At 73.6% G+C, this 14,608-nt stretch carries 14 protein-coding genes; 8 read left to right on the forward strand and 6 right to left on the reverse strand.

Annotation, left to right across the window (positions count from 1 at the left end):
• Nucleotides 1-30: 30 nt before the first annotated feature.
• Both AW16_RS0108835 and AW16_RS0108840 read right to left on the reverse strand, forming a co-directional pair.
• Nucleotides 31-648: an FMN reductase gene (locus tag AW16_RS0108835; protein ID WP_029289723.1), complete on the reverse strand. Its 618-nt coding sequence runs from the start codon at nucleotides 646-648 to the stop codon at nucleotides 31-33.
• 31 nt (nucleotides 649-679) lie between these two features.
• Nucleotides 680-1,855 carry an LLM class flavin-dependent oxidoreductase gene (locus AW16_RS0108840; protein ID WP_029289724.1) on the reverse strand — a complete coding sequence of 392 codons (1,176 nt, stop codon included), beginning with the start codon at nucleotides 1,853-1,855 and terminating at the stop codon, nucleotides 680-682.
• A 202-nt stretch (nucleotides 1,856-2,057) separates the two neighbouring features.
• Between AW16_RS0108840 and AW16_RS0108845 the strand changes: the two genes are divergently transcribed.
• The 7 genes from AW16_RS0108845 (at nucleotide 2,058) to AW16_RS0108875 (ending at nucleotide 9,933) form a co-directional block, all read left to right on the forward strand.
• Complete coding sequence (locus tag AW16_RS0108845; protein ID WP_029289725.1) at nucleotides 2,058-3,116, forward strand: response regulator; 1,059 nt, start codon at nucleotides 2,058-2,060, stop codon at nucleotides 3,114-3,116.
• The gene (locus AW16_RS0108850; protein ID WP_029289726.1) at nucleotides 3,113-4,081 is read left to right on the forward strand and encodes an ATP-grasp domain-containing protein; all 969 of its coding nucleotides are present in this window, start codon (nucleotides 3,113-3,115) and stop codon (nucleotides 4,079-4,081) included. The genes AW16_RS0108845 and AW16_RS0108850 overlap by 4 nt, the downstream gene beginning before the upstream one ends.
• Complete coding sequence (locus AW16_RS0108855) at nucleotides 4,081-4,806, forward strand: PHP domain-containing protein (RefSeq protein ID WP_029289727.1); 726 nt, start codon at nucleotides 4,081-4,083, stop codon at nucleotides 4,804-4,806. The genes AW16_RS0108850 and AW16_RS0108855 overlap by 1 nt, the downstream gene beginning before the upstream one ends.
• A 19-nt stretch (nucleotides 4,807-4,825) precedes the next feature.
• The gene (locus AW16_RS0108860) at nucleotides 4,826-6,319 is read left to right on the forward strand and encodes a glycosyltransferase family 2 protein (RefSeq protein WP_029289728.1); all 1,494 of its coding nucleotides are present in this window, start codon (nucleotides 4,826-4,828) and stop codon (nucleotides 6,317-6,319) included.
• A 47-nt stretch (nucleotides 6,320-6,366) separates the two neighbouring features.
• The gene (locus AW16_RS18410; protein WP_156044120.1) at nucleotides 6,367-6,516 is read left to right on the forward strand and encodes a hypothetical protein; all 150 of its coding nucleotides are present in this window, start codon (nucleotides 6,367-6,369) and stop codon (nucleotides 6,514-6,516) included.
• Between the two features lie 7 nt (nucleotides 6,517-6,523).
• A complete protein-coding gene (locus tag AW16_RS0108870; protein WP_231495991.1) occupies nucleotides 6,524-8,356 on the forward strand; it encodes a cell wall metabolism sensor histidine kinase WalK in 1,833 nt (610 codons plus the stop codon).
• A 110-nt stretch (nucleotides 8,357-8,466) separates the two neighbouring features.
• The gene (locus tag AW16_RS0108875) at nucleotides 8,467-9,933 is read left to right on the forward strand and encodes an FAD-binding oxidoreductase (RefSeq protein ID WP_081861555.1); all 1,467 of its coding nucleotides are present in this window, start codon (nucleotides 8,467-8,469) and stop codon (nucleotides 9,931-9,933) included.
• A gap of 28 nt (nucleotides 9,934-9,961) precedes the next feature.
• Here the strand turns inward: AW16_RS0108875 and AW16_RS0108880 are convergent, their stop codons facing one another.
• The 4 genes from AW16_RS0108880 to AW16_RS0108895 form a co-directional block, all read right to left on the reverse strand.
• Nucleotides 9,962-10,267 (reverse strand): hypothetical protein, encoded by a 306-nt coding sequence (locus tag AW16_RS0108880; RefSeq protein WP_029289731.1) that lies wholly within the window; start codon nucleotides 10,265-10,267, stop codon nucleotides 9,962-9,964.
• Nucleotides 10,248-10,994, reverse strand: a complete 747-nt coding sequence (locus AW16_RS0108885) for a signal peptidase I (protein ID WP_034648572.1) — start codon at nucleotides 10,992-10,994, stop codon at nucleotides 10,248-10,250. The genes AW16_RS0108880 and AW16_RS0108885 overlap by 20 nt, the downstream gene beginning before the upstream one ends.
• Nucleotides 10,995-10,997: 3 nt before the next feature.
• A complete protein-coding gene (locus tag AW16_RS0108890) occupies nucleotides 10,998-11,708 on the reverse strand; it encodes a TasA family protein (protein WP_029289733.1) in 711 nt (236 codons plus the stop codon).
• A gap of 158 nt (nucleotides 11,709-11,866) precedes the next feature.
• A complete protein-coding gene (locus AW16_RS0108895) occupies nucleotides 11,867-13,954 on the reverse strand; it encodes a bifunctional diguanylate cyclase/phosphodiesterase (RefSeq protein ID WP_231495992.1) in 2,088 nt (695 codons plus the stop codon).
• Between the two features lie 141 nt (nucleotides 13,955-14,095).
• Here AW16_RS0108895 and msrB point away from each other — a divergent pair, with 141 nt between their 5' ends.
• The gene (gene msrB / locus AW16_RS0108905; RefSeq protein WP_029289851.1) at nucleotides 14,096-14,494 is read left to right on the forward strand and encodes a peptide-methionine (R)-S-oxide reductase MsrB; all 399 of its coding nucleotides are present in this window, start codon (nucleotides 14,096-14,098) and stop codon (nucleotides 14,492-14,494) included.
• The last annotated feature ends 114 nt before the right edge of the window (nucleotides 14,495-14,608 follow it).

The raw sequence follows: 14,608 nt of genomic DNA on the forward strand, positions 1-14,608 counted from the left end.
ACGTGAGGACAGCCGGACGGGTGGGTGGGGTCAGCTGCCCAGGAGGTCCGTGAAGCTGGGGACCGCGTCGAACAGGCCCGCGGGTGCCGACGGCTCGCGGTCGGCGACGGTCTCGGCGAGCTCGCGGCCCGCGCGGCGGATGCGGGCGGGCAGCGGGTTGTCGTCGTCCCCGCCGGCCGTGGCCCAGTCGTCTGTCGCGGCGAACACCGCCGTGGCCTGCACGTCCGCCCGCAGGTACGCGAGCAGCGGCCGCAGGGCGTAGTCGATCGCGAGCGAGTGGCGAGCGGTGCCGCCGGTCGCGCCGATGAGCACCGGGATCCCCGCGAGCGAGTCGGCCTCGAGGATGTCGACGAATGACTTGAACAGACCCGCGTAGGACGCCGAGTAGATCGGGGTGACGGCGACGATCCCGTCGGCCCCCTTGACCGCGTCGACCGCCGCCGCGAGGGCGCCGCCCGAGTAACCGGTGAGCATCGCGTTGACGACGTCGTGCGCGAGGTCGCGGAGCTCCACGTTCGTGACCTTCGCGGTGATGCCGCGCGCCGCGAGCTCGTCCACGGTCGCCGCGGTCAGGCGGTCCGCCAGCAGCCTCGTCGACGACGGCTGGCTCAGGCCCGCCGAGACGACGACGACAGAGCGCTCGTTCATGTCCTTACCGTCCTTCTTGCTCACGAAACCGTCAACGCATGACGGCGTCCGCTGCTTCCACGTCGTCCTCGGCGGTGCGGCCGGTCCAGTGGTCCGCGGCCGCGACCTGGTGCGTCGCGACCTCGCCGGCCGCGCGGGCCGCGGCGACGCGCTCGGCGTGCGTCGGCGGGTTCGCCGGCACGTGCGCGGGGCGGGCCTTGTCGGCCTCGGCGCGCAGCACCGGCACGACCTCGCCCGCGAGCAGGTCGATCTGCTCGAGCACGGTCTTGAGCGGCAGGCCCGCGTGGTCGACGAGGAACAGCTGACGCTGGTAGTCGCCCACCTGCTCGCGGAACCCCGCGTACCGGTCGATGACCTGCTGCGGCGATCCGACCGTCAGCGGCGTCTCGCGCGTGAAGTCCTCCATCGACGGACCGTGCCCGTACACCGGCGCGTTGTCGAAGTAGGGCCGGAACTCGTCCCACGCCCGCTGCGAGTCGTGCCGCATGAACACCTGGCCGCCGAGGCCGACGATCGCCTGGTCCGCCTGCCCGTGCCCGTGGTGCTCGTAGCGCTCGCGGTAGAAGTTCACCATCGCGGCGGTGTGCTCCATGGGCCAGAAGATCGCGTTGTGCAGGAACCCGTCGCCGTAGAAGGCGGCCTGCTCGGCGATCTCGGGCGAGCGGATCGAGCCGTGCCACACGAACGGCGGCACGCCGTCGAGCGGGCGCGGCGTCGAGGTGAAGCCCTGCAGCGGGGTGCGGAACTTGCCGGACCAGTCGACGACGTCCTCGGTCCACAGCCGGCGCAGCAGCGCGTAGCTCTCGATCGCGAGCGGGATGCCCTGGCGGATGTCCTTGCCGAACCAGGGGTAGACGGGGCCGGTGTTGCCGCGGCCCATCATGAGGTCCATCCGGCCGTCCGCGATGACCTGCAGCATCGCGTACTCCTCGGCGAGGCGGACCGGGTCGTTCGTGGTGATCAGCGTGGTCGCGGTGGACAGCGTGATGTGCTTCGTCATGCCCGCGAGGTAGCCGAGCATCGTCGTGGGGGACGAGGGCACGAACGGCGGGTTGTGGTGCTCGCCGGTCGCGAAGACGTCGAGGCCGGCCTCGTCGGCGTGCCGCGCGATCGTGAGCATGTTGCGCACGCGCTCGGTGTCGTCGGGGGTGCGACCGGTGGTGGGGTCGGTGGTGACGTCGCCGACGGTGAAGATGCCGTACTGCATGGTGCGCCTCGCTCTCAGAAGTCCATGCGTTTGCATGTATCTGATGCGCTGCAACCGTGCGCGTGCCGTGGCTATTCCAGGCCGCCGCACGTGTGCTGCGTCACGCACGCGGGCGTTCTGCCAGTCGTCCTGCCAGGCGTCGGACGTGCGCGTCGGGATAGCGTGTCCCGACGGTCGAGCAGCACGACGAGGGGCGGGACAGGTGGCCGACGAGCGCGTGCGGGTGCTGGTCGTCGAGGACGACGTCGACACCGCCCAGCTCGTCGCGACCGTGCTGCGCCGGGCGGGCATGGAGACGGTCGTCGTGCACGACGCTGCCTCTGCGCTCGGCGAGGTGGACCGCGACGAGTTCGACCTCGTCCTCACGGACATCCAGATGCCCGGCATGTCCGGCCTCGACCTGCTCGTCGAGCTGCGCTCGCGTGCGCCAGGCGTGCCGGTCGTCGTGTCCACCGCGTTCGCGAGCGTCGACTACGCGGTCGAGGCCCTGCGCCGCGACGCCGACGAGTTCCTGGTCAAGCCGGTCCCTGCGGCGACCCTGGTCGAGCGCGTCACGACCCTCGCGCAGCGCGGCCGCGCAGCCCGGGCCTCGCAGGCGCGCGGCGAGACGGTGCTCGCCGTGGGTGCGCACCCCGACGACGTCGAGATCGGCGTGGGTGCGACGCTCGCCTCGCACCACGCGGCGGGGGACACCGTCGTCGTCCTCACGCTCTCGGGCGGCTCGGTGGGCGGCGACGCGGACGTGCGCCGGCACGAGGCCCTCGCATCGGCCGCCGTGATCGGCGCGCGCCTGTTCCTGCACGACTTCCCCGACACGCGGCTCGACCCCGCGCAGGGGCTCATCACGACGATCGAGGAGACGATCGCGCTCGTCCAGCCCGCGGTCGTCTACACCCACTCGTCGCACGACCGGCACCAGGACCACCGCGCGGTGCACGACGCGGTCCAGGTCGCGGCGCGCCGCGTGCCCAGTGTCGCGTCGTTCCAGAGCCCGTCGTCGACCATCGACTTCCGGCCCACGCGGTTCGTGCCGGTCGACGGGTTCGTCGAGACGAAGCTGCGCATGCTCGCGGCCTTCGAGTCGCAGGCGCACCGCGACTACATGGACCCCGACCTGGTGCGCGCCACCGCGCGGTACTGGGGTCGGTTCGCGGGCGGCGGGTCGGTCGAGCCGCTCGAGATGGTGCGTGCGGCCGCGATGATCGCGCGACCCGGGGTGCCGGCGGCGCTGGAGCACGACGAACGAGGGAGCAGCCGATGAGGGTCCTGGTCACGGGTGCGGGCGGTCCGGCGGGGGTCGCCGTGATCCGCTCGCTGCTGCGGCGGGGCGACGTCCAGGTGCTCGCGGCGGACATGGACCGCTGGGCCAGCGGCATCTACCTCGTTCCGCCCGAAGGGCGTCGCCTGGTGCCCGCGGGCCTCGCGGACGACTTCGTGACGACCGTCGTCGAGATGTGCCGACGCGACCGGGTCGACGTGCTGTTCCCGACGGTCGACGTCGAGCTCCCGCGCCTCGCGGCGGCCCGTGACCAGCTGCGCGACGCGGGGACGCTGCTCGCCTCGCCGTCGCTGCGGACGCTCGAGACGTGCCTCGACAAGCTCACGCTCGCACGGGCCTGCGCACGCACGTGCCGCGTGCCGCGCACCGAGCTGGTGGGCACGCCGCAGGCCGTCGACGGCTGGGACTTCCCCGTGATCGTCAAACCGCGGCGTGGGGCCGGCTCGCGCGGCGTGCGGGTGGTCACGTCGCAGCACGAGCTGGACGCGGTGCACGCCGACGAGGACCTGCTGGTGCAGGAGCTGCTGCCCGGCGACGAGTACTCGGTGGACGTCCTCGCGGGCCTCGACGGGCACGTCATCGCCGCGGTGCCACGAGCCCGCCTGCGGGTCGACTCCGGCGTCGCGGTCGCGGGCGTCACGGTGCGCGACGACGAGCTCGTCGCCACCGCCAGCGCGGTCGCCAAGGCGGTGGGGCTGACGACGGTCGCGAACGTTCAGCTCAAGCGGGACCGCGACGGGCGGCCCGCGCTGCTCGAGGTGAACCCGCGGTTCCCCGGGGCGATGCCGCTGACGATCGCGTCGGGCGTCGACATGCCGTCGATCGTGCTCGACGCGGTCCTCTCGCGCCGCGTGCCCGAACGCATGGACTTCGCCGAGGTCGCGAACGTGCGCTACCTCGAGGACGTGTTCCTGCCGGTCGGCGACGTGCTGCCCGGGCGGCCCTGATGGACGCGCTCGCTCTCGACGAGGACCACCACGTCCACTCGACGTTCTCCGACGACGCGCACGGCGCGCCGATCGAGAACCTCCAGGCGGCCCACCGTGCGCGCCTGAGCGCGGTGCGCATGGTCGACCACGTGCGCACGAGCACCACGTACGTGCCCGACTTCCTGTCCGTGGTGCGAGGTCTCGCGCCCGTGCCCGGCCTCACCGTGCTCACGGGGGTCGAGGCGAAGATCCTCGACGCCGACGGGCACGTCGACGCGCCCGCGGACGTGCTCGCCGGGGTCGGCACGCCGCACGGCGTGGACCGGGTGCTGATCGCCGACCACCAGTTCCCCGGCACCGACGGGCCGTGGAGCCCGCGCGCGACCCGCGAGCGCCTCGACGCGGGCCTCGCGGCCGTCGACGCGGTCGAGATGCTCGTGCTCGCGACGACGCGCGCGATGCATCGCGTCGGGCGCGCGCAGGTCGCGCACCCGTTCTCGCTGCTGCCCAAGATCGGGATCGACGAGGACGACGTCACGGACGAGCTGCTCGACGCGTTCGCGGCAGCCGCCGTCGAGACCGGGACCCCTGTCGAGGTCAACGAGAAGTGGCGCTGCCCCGGCCCGCGCGCCCGCGAGCGGTGGGCCGCGGCGGGCGTGCGGCTCGTCGCGTCGTCCGATGCCCACGTGCCGCGCGACGTGGGCGCGTACACCTGGCTGCGCTCGGTCGTGGGGCAGGGATGAGCGCTGCCGCGGGGGTGCGATGAGCTGGCGGGACGCCGAGGTCACGGCGCTCGTCGTCCTCGTGGCGCTGGGCGTCGGGCCGGTGCTCGCGGGCCTCGTGCAGTACCTGCTGGTGCCGGTGCACGCGGTCCGCAACCACCTCTCGCGCGCCGAGCCGTACCTGCCGCGCGTCGTGGTCGTCGTCCCCGCCTGGAACGAGGGTGCGGTGCTCGCCGCGTCGCTCGAGCGGCTCATGCGTCTGTCCTACCCGCCGGGCTCGCTGCGCGTGTACGTGGTCGACGACGCGAGCACCGACGACACGCCCCAGGTCGTCGCGCGCAAGGCCGCCGAGCACCCGGGCCGCATCGTGCACCTGCGTCGCGACCAGGGCGGTCAGGGCAAGGCGCACACGCTCAACCACGGCATCGCGCACGCGCTCGCCGACGACTGGATGCAGGCGCTGCTCATCATGGACGCCGACGTCATCTACCGCCCCGACTCGCTGCGCCGCATGACACGTCACCTCGCGGACCCGCAGGTCGGCGCGGTGACCGCGTTCATCCGGGAGGGGTCGCACCGGCCGGGCACGGTGTCGCGGTTCATCGGCTACGAGTACGTCACCGCACAGGCCGCGGCACGGCGAGCGCAGAACGTCCTCGGTGCCGTCGCGTGCCTCGCGGGCGGCGCACAGCTCCACTCGCGCGCCAACCTCGAGGCCGTGGGGGGCCGCATCGACACCAGCACGCTCGCCGAGGACACGTTCACCACGTTCCTCACGCAGCTCGACGGGCGGCGCGTGGTGTTCGAGCCGGCGGCCGTCGTGCTGGCGGAGGAGCCCGACTCGGTGCGGGCGCTGTGGAAGCAGCGGCTGCGCTGGGCGCGCGGGAACGTGCAGATCACGAGCCGGTTCCGCGACGTGTGGTTCCGCCGGCCCTTCTCGGCGCGCGGGGCCGGGCACCGGCTCTCGTCCCTCACGTTCGGCGGGATCTGGTTCTCGGTGTACCTGCTGCCCGTCGCGATGACGCTCGCGGCGCTCGGGCTCGTCGGGCTCTACTTCGTCGACAGCGTCTCCGCGCGGCACACGTTCCAGGCGCTGTGGTGGCTCGCCGCGGTCGCGTACGTGTACATCACGGTCACGACGCTCCTGCTCGACCGCGAGACCGCTCGCAGGTCCTGGTTCCAGGGGCTGATGTTCCCGGGGCTGGGGGCGCTCGTCGTGATGCTCGCGGCGTGGTTCCCGACGCTGTGGCAGGAGGACCTGCCGTCCGCGCTCGGGCTGCACCTCACACCCGTCGGCCTCGAGGTGTGGACGCTCGCGCTGTACGCCTGGCCCGTCCTCTCGATGGCGGCCGCCTGGCTGGTGCGCGGCCTCGAGGGGACACGTGCGCTCGCGTGGCTGTCGCGGCCCCTGCTGTACGTGGTCGGGTACGGCCCCGTGCTGTGCGCGATCACGCTCGACGCGTACGTCAAGCAGGCGAGGGGTGCGAGCACGGCGTGGGCGAAGACGGAGAAGACCGGGCGGGTGGTGGGATGAGTCAGCCGGGTGGTGGGATGAACCAGCCGGGTGGTGGGATGAGGCGCGTGCCCGACGACGAGCTCACCGACGACGCGCTGCGCGCCGAGATCCGCGCGAACGCGCGTGCCGAGCGTGGGCTCGTCGTGATCGCCGTGGTGGCGGCCGCGACCACGGGGCTGGTGGTCGCCGTGCTCGACGTCCTGGGTCACCGGTGAGCCGCACGTGAGCGACGAGGCAGACCTGTCGGCCCGGCCTGCGGACCTCGGCTCGCGGGACTCGCGCTGGGTCCGGGTGCTGCGCCGCTTCGCGGGGACCGACACCGGTGTGCGGGAGCGTCAGCTCCCGTTCGCCGTGGGCTTCGGGCTCGCGCTGCTGACGCTGCTCGTGGTGCCCGAGGTCGCGACGCACCCCCGGGCCGTGGCCGGCGCGTCCGCGCTGGTCGTCGCGCTGGTCGCCGCGGCGTGGCTGCTCCCGTGGCACAGGTGGCCCGCGGGCGCCCAGGAGGTGCTGCCGATGGCGCAGCTCGCCGCGGTGGCGCTGCTGCGCGCCGGCACCGGTGGGCCGTCGTCGATGTTCGGTGCGCTCGTGTTCCTGCCCGTGGTGACGCTCGCGAGCCGGCCCGGCCGTCGTGGCATGGTGCTCGCCACGGCCGGCGTCATGGCGTCGGTGCTGGTCCCGCTGCTGGTCGACCCGGTCGCCCGGCCGGGGCAGGCCGTCGTGCGTGCGGTCTTCGTGGCGCTGGTGGCCGGGGTGATCGCGCTGACGGTGCACGAGGCGACGTCGCGCCTGCGTGCGCGCAACGCCGCCCTCGACGAGCTGAGGGGCGAGCAGGTCCGCCTCAACCGTGAGCTGCAGCGTGACGCGGTGGTGCTCGAGGAGGTCGCGGCGGGGCGCGAGCACGCGTACCGGCATCTCGTCTCGGTCATCGACGCGGTGACCGAGCAGGCGATCGTCGCGACGTCCGCCGAGGGCGTCGTCGAGGTCTTCAACCTGGGTGCAGAGCGCCTGCTGGGTGTGGACGCCGACGACGCGGTGGGGCGACCCGTCGTCGCGTTCCTCGACCGCGAGGGGCTGCGCCGCAACTACCGAGCCGTCTTCGGCTCCGACCCGGTCCCCGCGGAGGACGACGCCGACGACGACACGGACGACGAGGACACGCTGCTGTTCTCGGCGGTCGCGTCGCCGACGATCGTCGCGCAGACCTCGGAGGCCGACTGGGTCTTCCACCGTCCCGAGGACGGGGTGGGCACCGTGCACCTGTCGGTCACGCGCAGGGCGGACGCGCACGGCTCGACGCTCGGGTACGTGTTCGTCGCGAAGGACGTCACGGCCGAACGCGAGGCGACCCGGCTCAAGGACGAGTTCGTGAGCCTCATCAGCCACGAGCTGCGCACGCCGCTGACCTCGGTGCTGGGCTTCCTCGAGCTGGTGCTCGACGGGCCCGACCCGCTGACCGACGAGCAGCGCCACTTCCTGCTCGTCGTCCAACGGAACGCGCGCCGCCAGCTGCGCCTCGTGAGCGACCTGCTGCTGACCGCGCAGGTGGACGCCGGGACGTTCGCGATCTCGCCGCGCCGGGCCGACGTGACCGCGGTAGCGCGTGCGGCGGTGCAGGACGCCGAGCCCGCGGCGGCGGCCGCGGGGCTCACGGTTCAGGCGCACGGCGGTCCGGTGGAGATCGAGGTGGATCCCGAACGGCTCGCGCAGGTGCTCGCCAACCTGGTGTCGAACGCCGTGAAGTTCACGCCGCAGGGCGGCCGCGTCGACGTGCGGGTCGCACCGACCGACGACGGCGGCGCGCGGCTCGAGGTCGAGGACACCGGGATCGGGATCCCGCGCGAGGACCTCGACCGGCTCGCGTCGCGGTTCTTCCGCGCGAGCACGGCGACGCGTCGCGCGATCCCCGGCGTGGGGCTGGGGCTGTCGATCGCGAAGGCGGTCGCCGAGGCGCACGGCGGCACGCTCGACGTGCGCAGCAAGGTCGGGGAGGGGACGACGTTCGTCGTCACGCTGCCGCCCACGGTGGCACCGCCCGCGCTCGAGGCCGAACGCTAGACATACGGGACGTATCAGGCGCGGGGCGGCGGTCTCCTGGACCCCGTGCGCCGACGACGGCGCGACACCTCGCCGCGCACCACCCTGCGCAGGACCTCGAAGGACCTCCCATGAGCATCGACACCGCCCCCGAGCCCGGCCGCACCCACGACGTGCGCTCCGCCGACACCGACCCCGACGCCGGCGCCGTCGCCTTCCGCCCCGCCTTCCGCGCGGCGCTCGACGCGACCGCGGCGGCCGGTGTGCGCGTGCACGAGCCCGGAACCGAGGCCTACCGCCGGCTGAGCGGCACGTTCAACATCACCAAGGCCGTCCGCCCGCTCGCGGTCGTCGAGCCGACGACGCCCGACGAGGTCGCCACCGTGCTGCGGCTCGCGGCCGTGCACGGCGTGCAGGTCGCGGTCGCGGGGACCGGTCACGGCGCGACCGAGCAGATGGACGACGCGGTGCTCGTGCACACGTGCGCGTTCGACGAGCTCGTCGTGCACCCGCACGAGCGCTGGGCCCGCATCGGGGCCGGAGTCCGGTGGGACGCCGTTCTCGAGGCGTGCGCACCCCACGGTCTCGCCGGCCTGTGCGGCTCGTCGACCGATGTCGGGGTCGTGGGCTTCCTCACCGGTGGGGGCGTCGGCCCTGTCGTGCGGTCCGCGGGGCTCTCGTCGGACAGCGTGCGCGCGTTCGACGTGGTGACCGGCGACGGCGTGGTGCGCCGAGCCAGCGCGACCGAGAACCCGGAGCTGTTCTGGGGTCTGCGCGGCGGAAAGGGCTCGCTCGGCATCGTGACGGCCGTCGAGATCGACCTGCTGCCGATCGCGCAGGTGCTCGGCGGCGCGATCTGGTTCGACGGGGCCGACCTGCCCGCGGTGCTGCGCACGTGGAGCCAGTGGTCGTCGCTCCTGCCGGACGAGGGCACGACATCGGTCGCGATCATGCGTCTGCCCGACATGTCCGGCGTGCCGCCCGTGCTCGCGGGACGGACCACGCTCTGCGTGCGGTTCGCGTGGACCGGGGACCCGGAGGTCGGTGAGGAGATGATCCGTGCGATCCGCTGCGTCGCCGCCCCGCTCGTCGACCTCGTCGGCCCGCTGCCCTACCGGCAGCTCGGCGCCGTGCACGCCGACCCGAGCGACCCGATGCCCGTGCACGAGGCGTCCACGCTGCTCGCCGCGTTCGACCTCGACGCGGCCGACGAGCTGGTCGCGCTCGCGGGCGACGCGAGCGGCACCCCGCTCGTCATGGTCGAGGTGCGACAGCTCGGCGGTGCCCTGCGCACCGGCCCGGACTGCGCGTTCGCGCACCGAGACGCCGCGTACCAGCTGTTCTCGATCGGCATCATGGTGCCCGAGGTGGCGCAGGGGGTCGTCGCGGCGACGAGCCGCGTGCACGACGGGCTGCGCCCGTGGTCCCGTGCGGGTGGTCTGCCGAACTTCTGCGACCAGGCCGGGGCCGAGCGGGTCCGGCGGGCGTACCCGCGGGGCGTCGAGGACCGACTCGCGCGCGCGGCCCGGCGCTACGACCCGGCGGGTGTGCTGCTCGCCGGGCGAGGACTGCGCACGGCGGCTGACGCAGTGGGCTGACCCGACGCGCGGCGGGGCGCGGGCGGTGTCAGGGCTGCGTGGCGGGCGCGGCCGGCGGGTCGATCACCGGGTCGACCGCCGGCTGGTCCGTGCTGCCGGAGCCGTCGGAGCCGTCGGAGTCGTCTGTGCCCTCGGACCCGTCCGACCCCGGGAACGTCGTCGCGGTGCGCAGCTGCCCGCTCGTCGTCGGTGCGTCCGTGAACTCCGCGGCCGTGAACCCCACGTGGGGGACGGCCGCGGCGACCGCCGCGAGCACGAGCGCGACGCCGAGCCGCACCCAGGTGCCGCGCTCGGCGCTCAGCGCGCCGCGTCGCTCACCCGTGCAGGACCGCATCGACGTGCCTCTCCTCGCGACTCGGTCGCGACGTGGCGCGTCGCCTGCGCGCGTCCGACAGCGACATCAGCTCGAGCGTACCCAGCGCGAGCAACGGCGGGACCAGCATGACCGCACGACCCGCCGGGGACTGCGTCCACTGCAGCACCCAGCCCCATCCAGGCTTCACGGACAGCACGATGCCGCGCACGCGCGTGATCGGAGTGGCGTCGGGGTCCCGCACGTCGTTCGCGTCGCCCTTCGTGATGATGTACGGCGCGGTGGCCTGCGAACCGTCCGGCCGCAGCACGGGTTCGGCGCGGCCGGTCTTCGGGTTGGTCTTGCTCGAGCCGATCGTGATGAGCTCGACGACGCGGTGCGTGACGAGCCGGCGCGAGTTCTGCGGCCAGAACGAGACGACCTGACCCGGCTTGAGCTGCGAAGGGTTCGTGACGTTGCGCATCACCACGGCGTCACCCGCGGCGAAGTACGGGCGCATCGAGCCGGAGGTCACGATGAGCAGGCGTTGGTCGTGCGCCTGGTACCACAGCGGCACCGCGAGCGAGGTCGCGTACGCGAGCGCGCCGACGACGACCACGACCCACAGGGTCACCGACAGGAGACGCCGCCACCACGGACGGCGAGGCTTCTCGGCAGCCGGCGCCGGGGTGCTCTCGGGCACGTCGGTCTGCCGCGGGCGTCGACGCTCGAGCTCCGCGGCGACCGGGTGCGCGTCCGGCCGGGGCATCGATCAGGCGTGGCTCGGGTCCGGGTCCGCCGGGTCGAACGTCAGCTGCATCGCGTCGAACGTCAGCGTCACGGTCGACGCCGTGTTCTGGAACTCGTTGCCCGCGGCCTCGTCGAACGACACGCGTGCGCACAGGTGCGTGGTGTCACCAGCGTCGACGCGCGGGTTCGCGGCGTCGGCGGCGTGCGTCGTGCCGAGCACCAGCGTGGCCGTGCCGGGGATGCCCCAGGTGCCCGCGGAGCCGCCGACCGGCGTGCGTCCCGCGACGCCCGCGAGCGTGCAGTCGGCGGTGCCCACCTTGAACAGGTCGAGGTGCAGCTTGGTGCGCAGGACGCCCGTGCCGGGGTCGTCGCCGTTGCCGAGGTCGGGGTTGCCGGTCGTCGGGTCGTCGCTCGCGGCGGCCGAGACCGAGTACGCGAACGCGAGGCTGCCGTCGTTCTTGATCGTGATCGGCGCGACGACCTGCGCACCCGGGAGCATGTTGTCGAACGGCACCGTGAAGTCGAGGGACTGGTCGGTCTTGAGGTCGAGCGATCCGGTGTTGATCTGCGCGCCGGACTTCTCCTGGTCGGAGAAGAGGGCCGACGTCGTCAGCGACGTGACGCCGAGCGCAGCCAGGCCCACGATCACGACGGTCGTCCACAGGCGACGGCGGCGCGGACGGTCGCGCGGTGCAGGGGCGGGGTCGATCATCTCCTGCAGCAGGTCGTCCATCACGGCGGTGGCTCCTTCTCGTCCTCGTGCGCCCGACTCCGAGAGTCGTGCTCCACGTTCATCGGCCTCCATGGTGCACGAGTTGAGCCCTCGCGCCCGTGAGACGTGCCGCAGTTCACCCCGTCGGGAGCCCGATCGGTCCGGTTCGCCGGATCAGATCACCCGCGGGACGCGCGCGCCTGACCGCGTCGGGACGCGCGCGGCCGCGCGGCCGGCACGCCGGCCACGGGTGCGTCGGGGTGCGGGACCTCGTCGGCCGGCACCGCGCGCGACCACACGAACCCCTGCCCCTGGTCCACGCCGAGGTCCCGCAGCGTGCGTGCGGTCGCCTCGTCCTCGACGCCCTCCGCGACGACCGTCAGGCCGAACGAGTGCGCGAGGTCGACCATCGCCTGCACGACGACGTCCGCGCCCGCACGCCCGCCGTCGCCGAGGTCCGCCACGAACACCCGGTCGATCTTGAGCTGGGCCACGGGCAGGTCGCGCAGCTGGGCGATCGACGTGTTGCCCGTGCCGAAGTCGTCGATCGCGACGCGCACGCCGAGGTCGGCGAGCCGCTGCAGGACCGGCACGATGCGCTGCGGGTCGGCCACGAGCGCGGTCTCGGTGATCTCGACCTCGAGCAGCCGTGCCGGCACGTCGTGCTGGTCGAGCAGTCGCTCGATGACGTCGAGCACGGTCGTGTCGGTCAGGTCGTGCGCCGAGAGGTTGACCGCGACGGGCAGGTCGCGGCCCTGCGCCCGCCAGCGGGCGAGCTGCTCGACCGCGGCTCCGAGCGCGAACCGGGTCACCTCGTGGATGAGCCCGGACTGCTCGGCCAGCAGGATGAACTCGCCGGGCAGCAGCAGGCCCTCGGGCCGCCGCCAGCGGATCAGCGCCTCGTGCCCGACGACCCCGCCGGTCGTGAGGTCGATCTTCGGCTGGTAGTGCAGCTCGAGCTCGCTCGGCGTCTCGTCGGCGGGGTCGGACGGCTCGAGCGCGCGGTGCAGGTCGCCGAGGAGCACGAGCCGCTCGGGCGACGAGTGGTCCTCCTGCGGTGAGTAGACCGCGACCCCGGTGCGCCGGTGCTTCGCGGCGTACATCGCGACGTCGGCGGTGCGCATGAGCGACGACGCGTCCTGCGCGTGGTCGGGCAGGCACGCGACGCCCACCGACGTCTCGACGTGCAGCTCCATCTCGCCGAGGCGGAAGGGCGGGACGAACAGCTCCCGCACGCGCCGGGCGAGCCGCTCGGCGTCGTCGACCGAGCGGACGTCGGTGAGCAGGATCGCGAACTCGTCGCCGCCCAGGCGTGCGACGACGTCCTCGTCGCGCAGCGCACCACGCAGGCGGTGCGCCACCTGCTCGAGCAGCTCGTCGCCGTGGTCGTGCCCGAGCGAGTCGTTGATGTCCTTGAACCGGTCGATGTCGAGCAGCACCATCCCGAGCCGACCGCCGTCGCGGTGCGCGTCCTCGACGGTCCGGCGCATGCGCTCGGTCAGCAGGCGGCGGTTGGGCAGGCCGGTGAGCGAGTCGAGCAGCGCGAGGCGCGCGTTGTCGAGCGCCGTGGTCTGCAGCCGGCGGGACGTCGTCACGACGGTGCGGAACAGCAGGAGCCACAGCGCGACGAGCCCGCCGGCCACGACGAGGGTCACCCGCCCCACCGCGTGCCGCAGGGCCTCGGCGGACGCGGTGTGGTCCAGCATCACCTCGGCGGTGCCGATGACGTCGCTCGGCGCGGGTGCGGACGCTCCGCCGTCGACGACGGCGGAGCGCCCGTGGGTGTCGCTCGCGCGCACGGGGACGTAGACGTCGAGCACCTGACGCTCGACCGCGGGCTGCGAGCTGTCGTCTCCCTGGCGCACGTCCACGATGACGCGCGCGTCGGGCGTGCCCGAGCTGAGGACGGCGTTGTTGCGGGCCGGGTCGGGGAAGCCCGTCTCGGCACCCGACTTGCTGTACACCAGCACGCCGCTCGAGCTCCACAGCCGCAGGTCGACGACGCGGTCGCCGAACGGTGCCGTCGCATCGCGGACCGCCTCCGTCTGCGCGTCGGTGAGCTGCCCCTCGGTGAAGGCCTCGGCCGGGAGCACGGCGGTCGCGTACGCCATGACCGACGACGCGGACGCCGTGCCGTCGCGCACCGCCTGCTGCTTCATCACACCCGAGGCGACCCACACCAGCGCGACACCGAGCGCGGCCATGGCGAGGACGCTGACGAACGCGAAGTAGCGCGTCAGCGACCATCGACGTCGAGCAGCGGGCACGGGACCTCGTCTCGGCGCGCACGGGAGCGCGCTCGAGGCGAGGCTACTGCGGAGGGGTCGGGAACGCGGCCGTCCGCCCGGGTGTTGGTGACATCGGGCCCGCGAGGACGGCGCCCGCCCGACGAGCCCGGGAGGGGAACGATGACGTACGAGGTGGACAAGACCGACGAGCAGTGGCAGCTCGAGCTCGCGCCGCAGGAGTTCGCCGTGCTGCGTCGCGCCGGGACCGAGCGGCCCTGGACCGGCGAGCTGCTCGGCGAGCACCGCCAGGGCGTGTACCGGTGCCGCGCGTGCTCCGCGGAGCTGTTCCGGTCCGACGCGAAGTTCGACTCGCACTGCGGCTGGCCCAGCTTCTACACGCCGCTCGCGGGCGACGCGGTCGAGCTGATCGAGGACCGTTCGCTCGGGATGGTCCGCACCGAGGTCCGGTGCGCGCGCTGCGGCTCGCACCTGGGGCACGTCTTCGACGACGCGCCGCAGACGCCGACCGGTGACCGCTACTGCATGAACTCGGTCAGCCTGACCTTCGAGCCGGCCTGACCTTCGAGCCGTCGCCGTCACCCCTGCGGGTGGCGGCGACCGCGCTCCCGACCGCCAGATGGTCGACACGTGGACGCTCCGCTGAAGTAGGTCGGGGGTGCTGCCGATAATGGG

Source organism: Cellulomonas sp. HZM (assembly GCF_000708885.1).
In the GTDB taxonomy this organism is placed as follows: Bacteria; Actinomycetota; Actinomycetes; order Actinomycetales; family Cellulomonadaceae; genus Cellulomonas.